This is a genomic window from Providencia sp. PROV210, assembly GCF_028479445.1.
GTDB lineage: Bacteria > Pseudomonadota > Gammaproteobacteria > Enterobacterales > Enterobacteriaceae > Providencia > Providencia rustigianii.
Genome location: NZ_JAMPNQ010000012.1, coordinates 66,771 through 83,141, shown reverse-complemented (window position 1 = coordinate 83,141; position 16,371 = coordinate 66,771). Strand labels below are relative to the sequence as shown.

General features: G+C 44.6%; 16 protein-coding genes. 6 read left to right on the top strand and 10 right to left on the bottom strand.

Annotated features, from left to right (window positions below):
- From paaG to paaA, 7 genes are read right to left on the bottom strand one after another with little or no spacing between them, the layout of a single operon-like run.
- On the bottom strand, positions 1–810 hold the full coding sequence (gene paaG / locus PR761_RS09275; protein WP_006813868.1) for a 2-(1,2-epoxy-1,2-dihydrophenyl)acetyl-CoA isomerase PaaG: 810 nt from the start codon (positions 808–810) through the stop codon (positions 1–3).
- Between the two features lie 2 nt (positions 811–812).
- The gene (paaF, locus tag PR761_RS09270) at positions 813–1,586 is read right to left on the bottom strand and encodes a 2,3-dehydroadipyl-CoA hydratase PaaF (protein ID WP_115164842.1); all 774 of its coding nucleotides are present in this window, start codon (positions 1,584–1,586) and stop codon (positions 813–815) included.
- An 11-nt stretch (positions 1,587–1,597) separates the two neighbouring features.
- Positions 1,598–2,653, bottom strand: coding sequence for a 1,2-phenylacetyl-CoA epoxidase subunit PaaE (gene paaE, locus PR761_RS09265; RefSeq protein WP_112835906.1), 1,056 nt, complete (start codon positions 2,651–2,653; stop codon positions 1,598–1,600).
- A gap of 10 nt (positions 2,654–2,663) precedes the next feature.
- A complete protein-coding gene (gene paaD, locus PR761_RS09260; RefSeq protein ID WP_112835907.1) occupies positions 2,664–3,164 on the bottom strand; it encodes a 1,2-phenylacetyl-CoA epoxidase subunit PaaD in 501 nt (166 codons plus the stop codon).
- 5 nt (positions 3,165–3,169) lie between these two features.
- Positions 3,170–3,928 carry a 1,2-phenylacetyl-CoA epoxidase subunit PaaC gene (paaC, locus tag PR761_RS09255; RefSeq protein ID WP_039854626.1) on the bottom strand — a complete coding sequence of 253 codons (759 nt, stop codon included), beginning with the start codon at positions 3,926–3,928 and terminating at the stop codon, positions 3,170–3,172.
- 10 nt (positions 3,929–3,938) lie between these two features.
- Positions 3,939–4,226, bottom strand: a complete 288-nt coding sequence (paaB, locus tag PR761_RS09250; protein WP_006813863.1) for a 1,2-phenylacetyl-CoA epoxidase subunit PaaB — start codon at positions 4,224–4,226, stop codon at positions 3,939–3,941.
- 26 nt (positions 4,227–4,252) lie between these two features.
- Positions 4,253–5,191, bottom strand: coding sequence for a 1,2-phenylacetyl-CoA epoxidase subunit PaaA (gene paaA / locus PR761_RS09245; protein ID WP_006813862.1), 939 nt, complete (start codon positions 5,189–5,191; stop codon positions 4,253–4,255).
- Positions 5,192–5,516: 325 nt separating this feature from the next.
- Here paaA and paaZ point away from each other — a divergent pair, with 325 nt between their 5' ends.
- The 3 genes from paaZ (at position 5,517) to PR761_RS09230 (ending at position 8,250) form a co-directional block, all read left to right on the top strand.
- On the top strand, positions 5,517–7,577 hold the full coding sequence (gene paaZ / locus PR761_RS09240; RefSeq protein WP_154610985.1) for a phenylacetic acid degradation bifunctional protein PaaZ: 2,061 nt from the start codon (positions 5,517–5,519) through the stop codon (positions 7,575–7,577).
- Positions 7,578–7,721: 144 nt separating this feature from the next.
- Positions 7,722–7,964 (top strand): type II toxin-antitoxin system ParD family antitoxin, encoded by a 243-nt coding sequence (locus PR761_RS09235; protein ID WP_039854619.1) that lies wholly within the window; start codon positions 7,722–7,724, stop codon positions 7,962–7,964.
- Entirely contained in the window at positions 7,957–8,250 is a 294-nt protein-coding gene (locus PR761_RS09230) for a type II toxin-antitoxin system RelE/ParE family toxin (protein ID WP_126436226.1), read from the top strand. Before PR761_RS09235 ends, PR761_RS09230 begins: the two co-directional genes overlap by 8 nt.
- Positions 8,251–8,308: 58 nt before the next feature.
- Here PR761_RS09230 and PR761_RS09225 read toward each other — a convergent pair whose 3' ends face one another.
- Positions 8,309–8,620, bottom strand: a complete 312-nt coding sequence (locus PR761_RS09225; protein ID WP_006813858.1) for a monooxygenase — start codon at positions 8,618–8,620, stop codon at positions 8,309–8,311.
- Positions 8,621–8,784: 164 nt separating this feature from the next.
- On the opposite strand from PR761_RS09225, the gene PR761_RS09220 reads away from it, so the two are divergent.
- The 3 genes from PR761_RS09220 (at position 8,785) to PR761_RS09210 (ending at position 12,858) form a co-directional block, all read left to right on the top strand.
- Positions 8,785–10,524 (top strand): lipase family alpha/beta hydrolase, encoded by a 1,740-nt coding sequence (locus PR761_RS09220; RefSeq protein ID WP_154610986.1) that lies wholly within the window; start codon positions 8,785–8,787, stop codon positions 10,522–10,524.
- Entirely contained in the window at positions 10,521–11,600 is a 1,080-nt protein-coding gene (locus tag PR761_RS09215; RefSeq protein WP_006813855.1) for a T6SS immunity protein Tli4 family protein, read from the top strand. The genes PR761_RS09220 and PR761_RS09215 overlap by 4 nt, the downstream gene beginning before the upstream one ends.
- Positions 11,601–11,787: 187 nt before the next feature.
- Entirely contained in the window at positions 11,788–12,858 is a 1,071-nt protein-coding gene (locus PR761_RS09210; RefSeq protein WP_006813854.1) for a T6SS immunity protein Tli4 family protein, read from the top strand.
- 215 nt (positions 12,859–13,073) lie between these two features.
- On the opposite strand, the gene phrB is transcribed toward PR761_RS09210, so the two are convergent.
- A complete protein-coding gene (gene phrB / locus PR761_RS09205) occupies positions 13,074–14,510 on the bottom strand; it encodes a deoxyribodipyrimidine photo-lyase (RefSeq protein ID WP_112835913.1) in 1,437 nt (478 codons plus the stop codon).
- A gap of 20 nt (positions 14,511–14,530) precedes the next feature.
- Entirely contained in the window at positions 14,531–16,033 is a 1,503-nt protein-coding gene (gene proP, locus PR761_RS09200) for a glycine betaine/L-proline transporter ProP (protein ID WP_006813852.1), read from the bottom strand.
- Positions 16,034–16,371: the final 338 nt, after the last annotated feature.

Sequence of the window (16,371 nt, the reverse complement as noted above, 5' to 3'; positions counted from 1 at the left end):
TTATTTTCCTTGAAACTTCGGTTCGCGCTTATTTAAGAAAGCGCCCACACCTTCGCGATAATCGTGACTGCGACCTGCTAAGCGTTGTAAATCTCGCTCAAGATCCAGCTGTTCATCAAGGGTATTGGTGGCAGCGCGATGAATGGCTTTTTTAATCAGACCTAACCCATAAGTTGGTTGAGTGGCAAGGTGCTGAGCGAGGGAGTCCACGGTTTGAGTCAGTTGGTCATTGTCGGTGACTTGCCAAATCATCCCCCACTGTAAAGCTTGCTCAGCGCTAATTTTGTCCCCTAACATAGCCATACCCATCGCTCGGGCTTGCCCGACTAAATGGGGTAAAAACCAGCTGCCACCAGAATCGGGAACCAATCCAAGTCGGCAAAAAGATTGAATAAAACTGGCGTTTTTGGCGGCAATCACAATGTCTCCAGCAAGGGCAATCGCGGCTCCGGCTCCTGCGGCAACACCATTAACGGCACAAATAATCGGCTTGGGTAGCGCGGTTAATCGGCGGATCAATGGGTTATAGTAAGTTTCGACAGAAAAACCGAGATCAGGTGTTGCAGATCCCACGGCAACATTGCGATCGTTAAGATCTTGTCCCGCACAAAATCCGCGACCCGCGCCGGTGATCACGAGGCAGCGCACCGTTTCATCCCGTTCGGCAATTTTGAGGGCATCACTCAGTTGGCGGTGCATTTCATCATTAAAGCTATTGAGCCTATCAGGGCGATTCAACGTGATGGTGAGCACGCCATTTTCCTGTGCAGTAAGGATCATCTCTTCGGTGATCACGGTGTCATTTATCATGATTAGCGTCCTGTAAACTGGGGAGATCGTTTTTCGAAAAAGGCGTTGATCCCCTCTTGGCGATCGTCCGTTCCGGCAAGAGCGACAAAATATTGGCGCTCTAGTTTCAAGCCTTCAGTAAGGTGAGTTTCTTGCCCATTGATTAACGCGGCTTTGGCGGCGTTGACTGCCAGTGGAGCGTGACTTGCAATGCGTTTGGCAATAGTTTGCGCACGTTCGAGGGCTAACTCGTCCACGCACACTTCACTGACCAGCCCCACGCGTAAGGCGTGTTTGGCATCAATGGGTTCACCTGTCAGCACCATTTGCATAGCCAATGACTTACCGACGGTGCGAATCAGACGCTGAGTACCGCCTGCTCCGGGGATCAAACCCAAGGTAATTTCAGGCAGACCAAAACGCGCGGATTCCCCCGCGATAATCATGTCGCTGGCGAGCAGTAATTCAAACCCAGCACCTAATGCATAGCCGTTGGCTGCACCAATAATCGGCTTAGTAATCTGTGAGAAACGGCGCCAGACTTGCGGGCGTTTATCGGTGATGGCACTGGCGACCGTTTGTTGCTGAAGTTCTTTAAGATCAGCCCCCGCTGCAAAAAAACGTGGGTTACCCGTGATCACAATCGCCCCAATATTTGGGTCTTCTTGGGCGCGTTCTAAATGTTTAACTAGCAGCTCTAAGCACGGGGTGCTCAGGGCGTTGCGTACCTCTGGGCGATTAAGGGTGAGTGTCAGAACGCGGTTTTGTTGTTGGGATAAAATCCAATTATTTTCCATGGTTTCCATCCTTAAACGTCAAAATCCAGCACCACACCATCGCCTTTTGGCCATGCTTGGCAACTGAGAATATAGCCATCGGCTATCTGGTCAGGTTCAAGGCTGTAATTCACCCCCATTTCCACTTCTCCTGAACGCAATTTGCATTTACAGGTTGCGCAAACACCGCCTTTGCAGGCGTAGGGTAAATCTGCCCCTTGGCGTAAGGCGGCATCAAGAATGCTGTCATCTTGGCTATCCATACTGATGTCCAAAGTACGTCCATCAAGGTGAATACTGACTTGGCGGCTTTCGCTGGTGGCATGAGTCGGTTTGAATTTTGCACCAGAGGTATTGAAGCGCTCGGTATGGACACGCTCTTGGGGCATGCCTTGGTGAATTAACGTCTCTTGAGCTTCATCCATCATGGACTCAGGACCGCAAATAAAAGCGCGATCAAATTGACTAAAATTTAGGAGAGATTCCCCTAACGCATTGAGTTGCTTGGCATCAATGCGTCCACTGAGTAGCTCGCTTTCTTGGGGTTCTTGACTGAATAGATACAGAACTTGGAAACGGGCGGCAAAACGGTTTTTTAAATCCGCAATGGCTTCTTTAAACATCACGGTACGGCTATTGCGGTTTCCATAAATCAACACAAAGCGGCTTTTCGGCTCAATGTGTAGGGTGGCTTTAATGATGGATAGAAGTGGCGTGATCCCCGAGCCTGCCGCAATCCCGAGGTAATGGGCAGCATGGTGGCTATCGGGTTGATAACCAAATTGCCCTTGGGGGATCATCACCTCCAAATTATCCCCAACATTGAGCTGCTGGTTGATAAAGTTGGAAAAACGCCCCTCATAGATGGCTTTGACCCCAATTTTTAACGTTGCTTCATCGGGAGCGCTACAAATGGAGTAGCAACGGCGTAAATCTTCCCCATTAACTGAAGCTTTTAACGTGAGATGCTGGCCTGGGCGGTAACGGTATTGCTCCCGCAAGGTTTCAGGAATATTGAAGGTGACAGCAACCGCATCTGGCGTGTCACGTTCGATGGCGGCAATACTTAAACGGTGAAATACAGTCATGAGTGTGCCCTTAAATACATTTAAAATAATCAAAAGGTTCTAAGCATTCAGTGCAGCGATACAGCGCTTTGCAGGCTGTTGAGCCAAATTCACTAATTTTTTCAGTGTGTTGGCTATCACAACGTGGGCAGCAGATAGCACCCGTATGCTCAGGATGTTCGCAGGCGGTACCTTGCGGTGGCGCAATGCCAAATTCCCGCAAGCGTCTTTTGGCATCTTGATTCATCCAATCGGTGGTCCACGCGGGGGTCAGTACCACTTCCACATCCACATTTTGAAATCCTGCACTATCAAGAACAGTTTTGATTTCATTGATTAAAAACTCGGTGGCGGGGCAGCCGGAATAGGTCGGGGTAAATCCCACCTGCCAGCCTTGCTCCGTCGGCACAACATGGCGAACCATACCCAGATCGGTGATGGAAAGAGCGGGCAACTCCGGATCTGGAATTTGGTGCAGTTGTTGCCAGATTTGGTGAATATCGGGGGCTTGAAGTTGCATTCTCTGTTCCATCTTCATCACCATTGGCTATTAGGGTAAGCGCGCTGCACAAATTGCAGTTGAGTTAAAATCAGACCTAAGTGCTCGGTATGGCTACCTTGTTTGCCACCTAAGCGGTAGGCTGCTTGTTCTGGCAAAGTGAGAGTGGCTTCTTCCAAGGTTTCTGTGACGGTTTGTAGCCAAATATCGCGTAAGGCTCGTGGGTCGACAGCAATTCCCGCTTCGCTCAGATCAATCTCAATCTCGTCCCCATGAAATAATTCCCCAGTGAAGCGCCATAGACGGTGAATAGATTGCTGAATTTTTTGCTGACTTTGTGCCGTACCATCCCCTAAACGAACCATCCAATTACGGCTAAAACGTAGATGATATAGGGCTTCTTTTAAGGATTTTTCGGCGATAGCGGCGAGTTGTGGGTCGCGGCTTTGGGTTAATGCGCTATACAGTGGAACGTGGTAGGCATCGATAAAAAACTGACGGACTAACGTATCGTTAAATCCCCCATTGGGTTGTTCTACGAGCAATAAATTACTGAATTCACGCTCATCTCGCAGGTAAGCTAGCTTATCTTCGTTGCAACCAGCGCCTTTGAGTTCGGCGGCATAGCTGAGAAAGTTGCGCGCTTGACCGAGTAAATCTAATCCAATGTTGGAGAGCGCAAGGTCAATTTCGATTTCGGGTGCATGGCCGCACCATTCACACAAGCGCTGGGCGAGAATTAACGGTGTATCCCCGAGACGTAAAACATAATGTTGGAGCTGCTGTTGCTGATTCATTCCGTGCTCCTTACATGTTTTTGATGCCATCAGGGATGGTGTAAAAAGTGGGATGGCGGTACACCTTGGTATCCGCAGGGTCGAAAAATTGGCTCTTTTCATCGGGTTGGGAGGCCACTAAATGTGCCGCTTTTACCACCCAAATCGAGCAACCTTCACTACGACGGGTATAAGCATCACGGGCATTTTCCAGCGCCATTTGATCATCTGCCGCATGCAGGCTGCCTACGTGGCGATGGGCTAAACCTTGTTTGCTACGCACAAATACTTCATACAATGGCCAGTCTTGATTGCTCATGGTGTATTCCTTTTTATTTCGTGTGGTTAGGCGGCGGATTTCATCGCTTGTTGTTTATGGCTGTGCGCCATGGCACCTTCGCGAACCCAAGCGCCGTCTTCCCAGCCTTTACGCTTGGCCTCTAAGCGTTCTTGGTTACAAATGCCCTGACCTCTAATCACTTGAAAAAGTTCTTCCCAGTCAATCTCACCAAAACGGTAATGCCCGAGTTGCTCATCCCACTGTAAGTCAGGGTCTGGGATAGTCATGCCGAGGGCTTCCACTTGCGGCACGGTGTTATCCACAAATTTCTGACGTAGTTCGTCGTTACTAAAACGTTTGATTTTCCACGCCATGCTTTGGGCGCTATGGGGGGAATCGGAGTCGTTGGGACCGAACATCATCAGTACCGGCCACCAGAAGCGGTTAATGGCATCTTGCAGCATGGCTTTTTGCTCATCAGTGCCTTGTGCAAGCACCATCACGGCTTCATAACCTTGGCGCTGGTGGAAACTTTCTTCTTTACAGATTTTCACCATTGCACGGGCATAGGGGCCATATGAAGCTCGGCAGAGGGCGACTTGGTTAACGATGGCGGCACCATCGACGAGCCAGCCAATTACACCAATATCAGCCCAGTTCAGGGTCGGGTAGTTGAAGATGGAGGAGTATTTCATTTTTTCATCCAGCATCTTTTGGTAGAGGTCTTGGCGGGTACAGCCCAAAGTTTCTGCGGCGCTGTACAGATACAAACCATGTCCCGCTTCATCCTGAATTTTAGCGAGCAGTACGGCTTTACGGCGTAAAGTTGGCGCACGAGTGAGCCAGTTGGCTTCCGGTAACATGCCAATCACTTCAGAGTGTGCATGTTGCCCAATCTGGCGGATCAGGTTTTGTCTATAGGCATCGGGCATCCAGTCCTTGGGCTCGATGGAAATATCGGCTTCGATTTTGGCCTCGAAGAGTGCCTGATTTTGCTCGCTCATTGATCTCTTCCATTAAAGTGATTCAAAAAAATATTTTAAACATAAAAATATGAAACACATTTATTTAACATTAATGCTAGGAATAGTTAACAATAAGATCAATGCCATTTGTGTGGTTTTTGCGATTGCCATCACAGTGATTTTATTTTAATTGTTAAATATCAATAAATTAAATTATTCATATTTTGTGTGGTTTTGATGGTAATCGTATTTATAACGGCAGAATGTTTTTTATTTGTTAAATTTAGATTGGCATCTATGATTGGATATATGATACATATTTGTTATCAAAATAAGTTATTGTCGTTTTTCTGGAGAGGGAAATATGCAACATTTAACGAGTTATATAATGGGGAAGTGGGTCAATGGCGCAGGTGAGGGACGCAAAATCTATCATGCGCTGACCAACGAGGGGTTGTATTCCGTCACAACGGAAGGACTGCCATTAGCCAAGAGCCTGCAATATGGTCGTGAAATCGGTGGGGAAGCATTAGCCAACCAAACGTTCCAGCAACGTGGGGAAATGATTAAGGCATTGGCAAAATATCTCTTAGCCCATAAGGATGAGTTATATGCAATTTCTGCACAAACCGGCGCGACAAAAGCAGATAGTTGGGTCGATATTGAGGGGGGAATTGGGACGTTGTTCGCCTATGCGGGGTTAGCCAGCCGTGAGCTGCCTGATGACACTGTTTGGTCAGAAGATGAAATGATCCCGCTCTCTAAACAAGGGCAATTTATTGCGCGCCATATTTTAACGTCTCGCCGTGGTGTTGCTTTGCATATCAATGCGTTCAACTTTCCCTGTTGGGGAATGTTGGAAAAACTAGCACCAACGTGGTTGGCGGGAATGCCTGCTATCATCAAGCCCGCGACGGCATCCGCTCAAGTCACCCAAGCCATGGTGAAATTGATGGTAGACAGTGGGTTGGTTCCCGAAGGGGCAATCCAATTAATTTGCGGTGGAGTCGGGGATATGTTTGACCACCTCGATTTTGAAGATGTAGTGACCTTTACGGGCTCGGCAGGGACAGGGCAAAAGCTAAAATCCCATCCGCGTATTAATCAAAAATCCGTTCCGTTTACCATGGAAGCCGACTCACTGAACTGTGCGATTTTGGGTAGCGACGTTCTACCTGAAAGCCCGGAGTTTGTTTTATTGATCAAAGAAATTGCCCGTGAAATGACCGCGAAAGCAGGGCAAAAATGTACCGCAATTCGCCGGATTATCGTGCCAAAATCTCAGTTGGAAAATGTGAAACATGCGCTACTGAAACGCTTATCTGGCGTGACCATGGGCGATCCTGCGGTGGATGGCGTGCGTATGGGGGCGCTGATTAATTTAGAACAGCGCCAAGATGTGCAAGAAAAAGTGGATTATTTGCGAGCAAATGGCTGTGAGTTGCTGTGCGGTGGTAGTTTCACCAACTTACAAGTGATGGGGGCAGATAGCCAAAATGGGGCATTTTATCCGCCTACATTACTGTATTGCGCACAACCATTTATCCACCAAGCAGTGCATGAAACGGAGGCGTTTGGTCCGGTTGCCACTTTGATGAGCTATGACTCATTAGAGCAGGCGGTGCAGCTGGCAATTCTCGGTGGAGGTAGTTTGGCTGGAACGTTAGTCACCGCAGATAGCCAAGTGGCACAATCGGTGATCCGCGCTAGCGCTCGCGCGCACGGTCGAATGTTAATTTTGAATGAAGCGGCAGCGGCAGAGTCGACGGGGCATGGCTCTCCATTGCCGATGTTGGTGCATGGTGGACCGGGGCGTGCGGGTGGTGGGGAGGAATTAGGTGGTTTAAGAGCTGTAAAACACTATATGCAGCGCACCGCTATCCAAGGCAGCCCATCCATGTTAACCGCCATCAGCAAACAGTGGATGCGCGGAGCCGATACCGTTGCCGATGTGGTGCATCCGTTCCGCAAATATTTTGAAGATTTGGTGATCGGTGACACGCTGCTCACCGCTAGACGTACCGTGACTGAGGCGGATATTGTGAATTTTGCCTGTCTCAGTGGTGATAATTTCTATGTTCATGTGGATAAACTCGGTGCTGAGCAGTCGATGTTTGGCGAGCGTATTGCCCACGGTTATTTTGTGGTATCCGCGGCCGCTGGGTTATTTGTGGATGCGGGCGTCGGTCCGGTGATCGCTAACTATGGTATGGAAAATCTGCGTTTTATTGAACCCGTAAAAATTGGTGACACTATCCAAGTGCGTTTAACGTGCAAGAAAACCATCAAAAAAGTGCAGAAAAAAGCCGAAGATAAGCCCAATGGGGTTGTGGAGTGGGATGTTCAGGTGTTTAACCAGCGCAATGAAGTGGTGGCGTTGTACAGTATTTTAACGCTGGTGGAACGTCGCCACGGGGATTTTTAATGGGGTAAGAGAGGGGGGAAATCCCTCTCTATTTCAGTCGGTTATTTCTGGATAAATTGCGCTTGGTTGAGCTGGCTAGCAGTAAAATAAATTCGTTGCTATAGTTGTATGACAGAGTAATACAAAGTAATGGTAGGTGAGTTTATGGCTAGGGTAACCAGTGTGACATTGGGCGAGCATTTCAACCGTTTTATTGGTGACATGATCCAGTCGGGGCGTTATGGCAATACGTCAGAAGTGATCAGAGATGCATTACGTATGCTGGAAGAAAGAGAGCAACGTATTGAATATGTACGTAAAATGGTATTGGATGGGCTAAATTCTCCCGAGAGTGAAAGTAGCATGGATGATATTTTTGCCAGAGCTGAAAAGGACTTAAATGTATAAAATCTCTAAGATTGCTGAAGAGGATATTTATCAAATTGCTCATTACACCATACGGCAGTTTGGTGTAAATCAAGCCAAAAAGTATCATCATGAATTGAAAAAAACGTTCGACTTATTAGCCGCTTCCCCATGGATAGGCAGAGAGTGCCATTGGGTATATGAGGGAATGAGGCGTTTTGAATTTAAAAAACATTCTATTTATTACATGCCACAGACCCCATTTATTTTTATTTCCCGCGTTATTCATCAATCTGTGGATGTTGATGAATTCGATTTTATCGAATAAACCTCGGTATTTTTAAATGGGATAAGAGAGAGTAAAAAACGCCCTCTCTATTTGAATGCTATTTCTGGATAAATTGTGCTTGGTTGAGCTGGCTGAGGGCAGTATTCACGCTAAAAATTTGTCCACTCACTTCAGGTACACCAAAGGATTTGAGTCGAGCGCTGTGCATTTCAAGGTAGGCTTGCGCATCCGTTTGGTTTGCAAATAAGTAAATCCCACCGGCACGCTGAGTTTGCTGGTTTTCCGTCCAAATTTTCCAAATAAACCCCGGCTCTTGGTTGATGGACTGCGCCAGTCCATCCATTGCAGCCGTCATCTCGTCACCCCACGGTCCTTGGTATGGGAAATCCACCTGTAAAATTACTTGCATCACTGCCTCCTATGGTTGTTGTTTAACTATCATACCCAGTAAATAGTTTTAAACAGTGATCAATTTGGGGGAATGTCATATAAAAATCTGTCCGATAATCCTAATGCAGTTCTTTAATATTTAGGTTATGTTGACCTACATAACCTAAATTATAAGGATGTGATATGAATCAGGATGAGCAAAATGAAAATATCCAACATAGTTTTTGTAAATTTGATGAGAAGAAACAAGTTTCTTGGGAATGTACAAGGCAACATCGATCACAAAATGCTAAAGCTTACCTCCATTTACCTTCAATCAAAGTTGTTCCCGTAATTTTTTTACCTGGGATCATGGGGTCTAACTTACGGAGTAAGAAAGATAAAAAATCAATCTGGCGCATTCGAACGAATAAGCTTGGAATGGCGATGGATGCTTTTGGTTGGCTTTTGACTTCCGGCAATAAACGGAAAAAATTACTCGCCCCTGAAGCCACAGAAACAGATTCGACCCAAGATGTCGATAATAACGATAATGAATCGACTTATTTTGCGAATTCTCGGCAAAAACGTGGCTGGGGAAGTGTTTTACAATTTTCGTATGCCGAGCCTCTCGACAAATTACAGAAAGAATTGCTGATATGGGAAGATTATTATAACAAGGCAAAAAGTAATGGAATTGGCTCTGCGGATGAGGCGGCTGAATATTTTGCGGGTAATGGTTCGGACTCTATTTTTCAGCATATTTTAGGCAAAAAATTGTCTCCGGATGATACAAACCCGCTTTCGATTGATGAAGCAGGCAAATATCGCCGCTTGCTACTCCCTCTTCACGCTTTTGGCTATAACTGGCTACAAGACAACGCTCAGTCTGCGCAAGACCTCGCCAAATATATTGATGATGTTTTAAATCTATATCGGACGAAAAAGAATGGGGATATTGGACATGGACTGGCGTTTGAAGAAGGGCATGAAAAGGTCATTCTGGTAACGCATTCTATGGGCGGATTGGTGGCGCGTTATGCCTCCGAATTATTAGATACGCCATACAGAGATAAAATCCTTGGGATAGTTCATGGTGTGATGCCAGATTTAGGTTCTCCAACAGCCTACAAAATGATGAAAATAGGGGAGCATTCTTTTCCTATGGGGCTAGTGCTTGGCATGAGTGCAACACGCTTAATGTCGGTATTGGCTCAGTCACCAGCACCTTTACAACTTTTACCTTCGTCGAAATATAACCATGGTCAGCCGTGGTTACGGATTGAAAAAGGTAGCGCTGATGGCGTGACGGATTTGTTGTTACCGCAGAATGGTGATCCGTTTAACGAAATTTACCTCAAGGAAAAAATATGGTGGCAGATGTATGAACCGGATATTTTAGATAAAAAGCAATTTACTATTGATGATAACTTTAGTGCTTATAAAAATATTATTAGATATATAGTCAAACCATTTATGACAAAAATGGACAGTGCTTATCATGATAACACTTACCAATTTTATGGGGCGTATTTTGATGCGAATGACTCGAAAGATTCTCGCCGTTCAGATGAAACGTTGACATGGAAATTACGGGATAAGACCTCGTGGCTATGGGTGTCTGATGACAGTCGAGCAACGGAGGCGTATGGCGATAAACGGGAGTATACGTTACTTAAATCCAGTTTTAAGTGGAAGAATACTTCATCGAGGGATTATGAGGGGGGGGCCGGTGATGGCACCGTGCCTAAATACGCCATCAATTTACAGGCTAAAGGTCGATTTAAAGAAATTTTAGAAATGAACGTTGACCATCAAAACGCGTATCAATTTCCACCCATGAAAGGGGATGGTAGTTATGGCGATGGAGACTTGTCCCCGGCGATAAAATTTACCTTGCGCTCCTTATGCCGAATCTTGCAAACGGATGAGGTTAAACCATGATAAGAAATAAATTTATTGTTTTTTTAGGTTTAGTTTTATTGAGCGCCTTAGTGGCGTGCTCTGTACCCAATAAAACCTATTCACGCCCGCTTAATGAAAAGGATTCCGCTGTGATTAATTCTCTGTTTGATGATGCCCCAACCTATTGCTTAGGTCGCTATACGTTTAATTATCCGAAAGCGTTAACACAAGAACTTTCATCGGTGATTACCATTGATGATATGACGATTGAAAGTCAGTTTATTTACCCACCTTCGTTTAAACAACGCATTGAATTACGGGAAGAAGAATTAAAAAAACAGCGCGTGAGTGAGGAGTCAGATGGGCCCTTTTTGAAAGATATTGTGCGATTAGATAACGGGGTCATTTTTGAAAGAAATGAAAGCTATGCTTATCCTGATGTCCTTCGTTTATTAGAAGCTCATGTCTACATTGATAATGTAGCTTTTATTATTAAATCAAAGACTAAAGATGTTTCTAGCTCTAAATATAAAGATGAACAGTTAGAGTACGATGAAAAAAACAAACCATATACGAATAAACCCCAAAAGCTAGCCGCTATGCGATCGTTGATTTCTCGCTTACACGGTCGCCCAAAAAATGAAATTCCGACCGAAAAAGGAATTTGCATTCCTTATGGCTTTATTCAGGATGATGGAAATCCGCACCAAGAAGAAATCTCGATGGTTTTTGAAAACCCTCAATTTTATTGGGCGGTTGATATGGATAACACGATAGAAAGCGAAAAAGAAAGCATGCTGGATAGAGCTGATGAAATAAAGTCTGTTCTCTCTCAATATGGCGGTAAAACCTTACGGAAAGGAAAAACACAATTCAATAATGTGGCGGGTGAGGAGTGGCTAACGTTAGGTCGAGACCCCCGTTATGATAACCAATCCGATAAATTTTATTATTTTCAATATTATGCGAATGAAAAAAATATTGGCTATCTACATCCTTCCGTTAGCATACTGATGCATTCATCGAGTAAGGTTGTTCATTATAGCGACGAGCAAATGGTTGAAATTTGGGACCGTATATTGCAATCCTTTAAACTTCGCCCGAACGCGTATTAAGGTTAATGGCGCAATGAACGGAGCGTCATTGCGCCAGTTATGTATCTTTCCTTGAGCCATAGCCTATTTATTGGCTGACGGAACCTATTGATAGATTGGTGTTTATAGACGAGTCAGCGCATTAACCCACGTGAAGGTTTGTGGGGGCAGTGACGCACAGAAGTAGGGATGAGGTAAAAGTAATCGCATGAAAAAACAGATAATTATCGTGTCATTGGGAGCCTTATTGCTCATGGTGTTAACCGCCTGTTCAGTCGTAAACCGTTCTTATTCTTACACACTCAATGAACAAGATTCCGCTGTGATTAATTCTCTGTTTGATGATGCGCCGAGCTACTGTTTAGGTCGCTATACGTTTAATTATCCGAAAGCGTTAACACAAGAACTTTCATCGGTGATTACCATTGATGATATGACGATTGAAAGTCAGTTTATTTACCCGCCTTCGTTTAAACAACGCATTGAGTTACGAGAAGAAGAATTAAAAAAACAGCGCGTGAGTGAGGAATCAGATGGACCCTTTTTGAAAGATATTGTGCGATTAGATAACGGGGTTATTTTTGAAAGAAATGAAAGCTATGCTTATCCTGATGTCCTTCGTTTATTAGAAGCTCATGTCTACATTGATAATGTGGCTTTTATTATTAAATCAAAGATTAAAGATGTTTCTAGCTCTAAATATAAAGATGAACAGCTAGAGTACGATGAGAAAAACAAACCATATACGAATAAATTCCAAAAACTAGCCGCTATGCGATCGTTGATTTCTCGCTTACACGGTCGCCCAAAAAATGAAATTCCGACCGAAAAAGGGATGTGTATTCCTTACGGTTTTATTCAGGATGATGGAAGTGACCACAAATATAAATTGTCCATGCTATTTAAAAACAGTCAATTTTCGTGGGCCATTGTGATGGACAATTTGTTGGGGAGTGAAGATGAAAGCTTGCTTGAGCGTTCATCCGAGATTAAGCCAGTTATGCGGCAGTTGGGTGCATCCACGTTGAAAAAAGGTCAAGTGCAATACAATATGATTGCCGGTGAAGAATGGCTAATTTCGGGTGAAGAAGATGGCGATAAAAAATACCGTTTTCAATACAATGCGAATGAAAAAAATGTCACTTACCTGAAACCTTTAGTGCTGATTTTGCTCCACAATTCAGGAATATTGACTGTGAAAGAGTATAGCGACGAGCAAATGGTTGAAATTTGGGATCGTGTATTGCAATCCTTTAAACTTCGCCCGAACGCGTATTAAGATTGATAGCGCAATGAACGGGGCATCATTGCACTTTAATATAAACATACTTAGTTTTCTTCTGGTTATATTCATTAATTACGAATATAGAGAAGCACAGTTTGTATGGCATAAAGGATAGAGCCTTATTGCGGAGGTATGACAATCCACTGATTTTTTAAAAGATAGTGGGGCTGGCGATTCATGAGTGAACTCTCCGGGGGCATCAATAAAATTTACCTTATTGTCATACTCCCCCGCTTCCCTGCCTCAAACGCTTCCAACGTATTCAGCCGCGCTTGTTTATGGTCGACAATCGGGGTTGGGTAGTTCAGAGTGACCTGATTAGATTCAGCCCATGTGTGGGGTTCGTGAATAAATTGCTCTGGAACATTTCGAAGTTCAGGCAGCCATTTGTGAATAAAGGTGCCTTGTGGGTCGAATTTCTTGCCCTGCGTGGTTGGGTTAAAAATACGAAACCACGGGGAAGCATCGACGCCAGTAGAGGCTGACCATTGCCAACCGCCATTATTGGCTGCCAATGTGCCATCAATTAACTGGCTGATAAAATAGTGCTCCCCTTTACGCCAATCAATCAGTAGGTCTTTCACCAAAAAACTCGCCACAATCATTCGCAGTCGGTTATGCATCCAACCCGTCTGATTAAGTTGGCGCATGGCTGCATCCACAATCGGGTAGCCTGTTTGTCCCGTTTTCCATGCGGTGAATGCGTCTTCATCAGGGTTCCATTGAATATGCTGAGTCCACTCAATAAATGGTTGATGACGACAAAGGCGAGGGAACGCGACCAATAAATGGCTGTAAAATTCACGCCAAACTAGCTCATTTAACCAACTAAACCCGCCACTGTCAGGGGAATCAAAAATATGTGGATTTTCAGCGAGTAACCGATTTACACACTGACGAGGTGAAAGAGTGCCAATGGCTAAATAAGGGGATAGCTGGCTGGTGCCATCAATGGAAGGAATGTCTCTATCTCGCTGATAGTCTTGTACTCTTTCACGACAAAATAATCTCAATTTTGCCAGTGCGGCCTGTTCTCCAGCAATAAACTGTGGCGCGATTTCTACCGGAGTATGTGGAAACAGTGGCTGAGAACTATCGATGATAATGGGCTCACTTCGTGCTTTGGGAGCGGGAAGTGAGCGGTAATCAGTCATCATTAATTGGCTGAGAAAGGCGCGACGAAATGGCGTATAAACTTGATACATTTCACCTTTTTGTGTTTGAACTACACCAGGCGAAATTAAGACCGCATCATCATAAGAAAAAACGTTTAGGGATTGGGCATGTTGAGTAACCCATTGGTCACGTTGGCGCTCATTCAATTCATATTGCTGATTGAAAAACAGCGCCTTCACTTGCTGCTGCTTGGCATATTCTAATAGCCATTTCGCGGAATCTGCAAATGTCGAAACCGTGTGGCAAACCAGTGGGATGCCGCGTTCAGCAAGTGCGCGCTGTAGCTCAATAAGGTTTTGGTGCATAAACGTGATTTGCCTTGGCGAGACTCCGTGGCTAGCCCACTGATCGGGTGTTGCAATGAACACGCCGATTACTTGGGAATCAGAGTCCTGACAGGCAGAGGAAAGGGCTTTATTATCGGTGACTCGTAAGTCGCCGCGGAACCAAACAAGGTGACGTGCCGACATACCTTTCCTCTTAGTAATGGTTAATCTAATTTTGGATGCTGATTAATTAGCGATTGACGCTGTTTTTCCAGCTCACTAATTTGCTGTTCAATATCTTCAACTTTCTGCTCGATATTGTCAAAATGCTCGCTCAAAATTTCTTTTGCTTCAGCTCTATCTGATGCGGCAGGTGTTGCACCACGTAATGGTTTATTGGCCGTTTCAGGCATACGTAAACCTGTATATAAACCAATGAAAGCAATCACGATCAGGTAGTAGGCTGGCATATAAAGGTCATTAGTTGATTCCACTAACCATGCAGCAACGGTTGGTGTTGCACCTGCGATAAGCACTGAAATATTAAAGGCGATGGCTAATGCACTATAACGAATATGTGTCGGGAAAATCGACGGTAAAATCGACGCCATAACCCCAGTAAAACAGTTGAGTAATACCGCTAAACCTAATAATCCAATGAAGATCAAGCCTACGGATCCGCTATTAATCATCATAAACGCGGGGTAAGCAAATAAAATCAGACCTACACTACCGATAATCACAAATGGGCGACGACCAATTTTATCGCTGGTTAAACCAATCAGTGGTTGAACAAATAGCATACCAATCATGATCGCAATAATAATTAACACACCGTGGTCGGTAGAATAATTCAGGTTATGGGATAAATAGCTCGGCATATACGTCAGTAACATATAGTAAGTCACGTTTGTCGCGATCACTAAGCCGACACAAATCATCAAGCTTTTCCAATATTTAGAGACAACCTCACGAAATGAAACCTTCGGTGGGTTTTGGATATTGGCTTTATCTTGTTGTTCTAAACTTTCAATATGTTGTTGGAATGCAGGTGTTTCTTCTAAAGAGTGACGTAGATAGAGACCGATGATCCCTAATGGCAATGCTAAGAAGAAAGGAATTCTCCAGCCCCAATCGTGGAAGTTCGCTTCACCCACAATACTGGAAATCAGGACAACTACACCCGCACCCATGACGAAACCGGCGATAGAACCAAAGTCTAACCAGCTTCCCATAAAGCCACGTTTACGGTCAGGAGAGTATTCAGCGACAAAGATGGCCGCACCGGAATATTCACCACCGACTGAGAAACCTTGAGCAAGCTTCGCAATCAATAATAAGATTGGAGCCCAAATACCGATAGTTTCGTAAGACGGGATCAAACCGATACAGAAGGTACTGACCGCCATGATAATTATCGTCATGGAAAGGACTTTTTGGCGACCATATTTATCACCGAGAACCCCGAAGACCAGTCCACCAAGGGGTCTGACCAAGAAAGGCACGGAGAATGTCGCTAACGCGGCAATCATCTGAACGCTCGGTGATGCGCCCGGAAAGAAGACTTGACCCAGTACATAGGCTAAAAAGCCGTAGACACCGAAATCAAACCACTCCATCGCATTACCCAGCGAAGCTGCGGTGATTGCTTTTTTCAATTTTCCATCATCAATGATTGTAATGTCGTTGATATTTAATGGCTTTTCTTTTTTCTTTCTGATTTTCATGGAACCATCCTCTTATTTGAATTTTTTGCCATATTGTTAGCAATATTTAAGATGTGGGTTTCCCGATCCGACTTGCTCGGACAATCTGCAAATAATGAAAGTTAGTATGGATAATTAAATGCAGTATCTAAACTAATAGAATGGAAATTTATTGCTTAAAAGCTTATTGGATAAGCTATATGAAATTTTTATAGCGAAGCATGTTAATGGGGGAATATTGATTTTTTGTGTTTTTAAAATAGAGCAAAAATATCACCTGTAGATAGTCAAATATGGATCCATTATACGATAATATCGACAAGATGTAAAATTTCGGTATTTTGTTTCAGTTTTGTCGG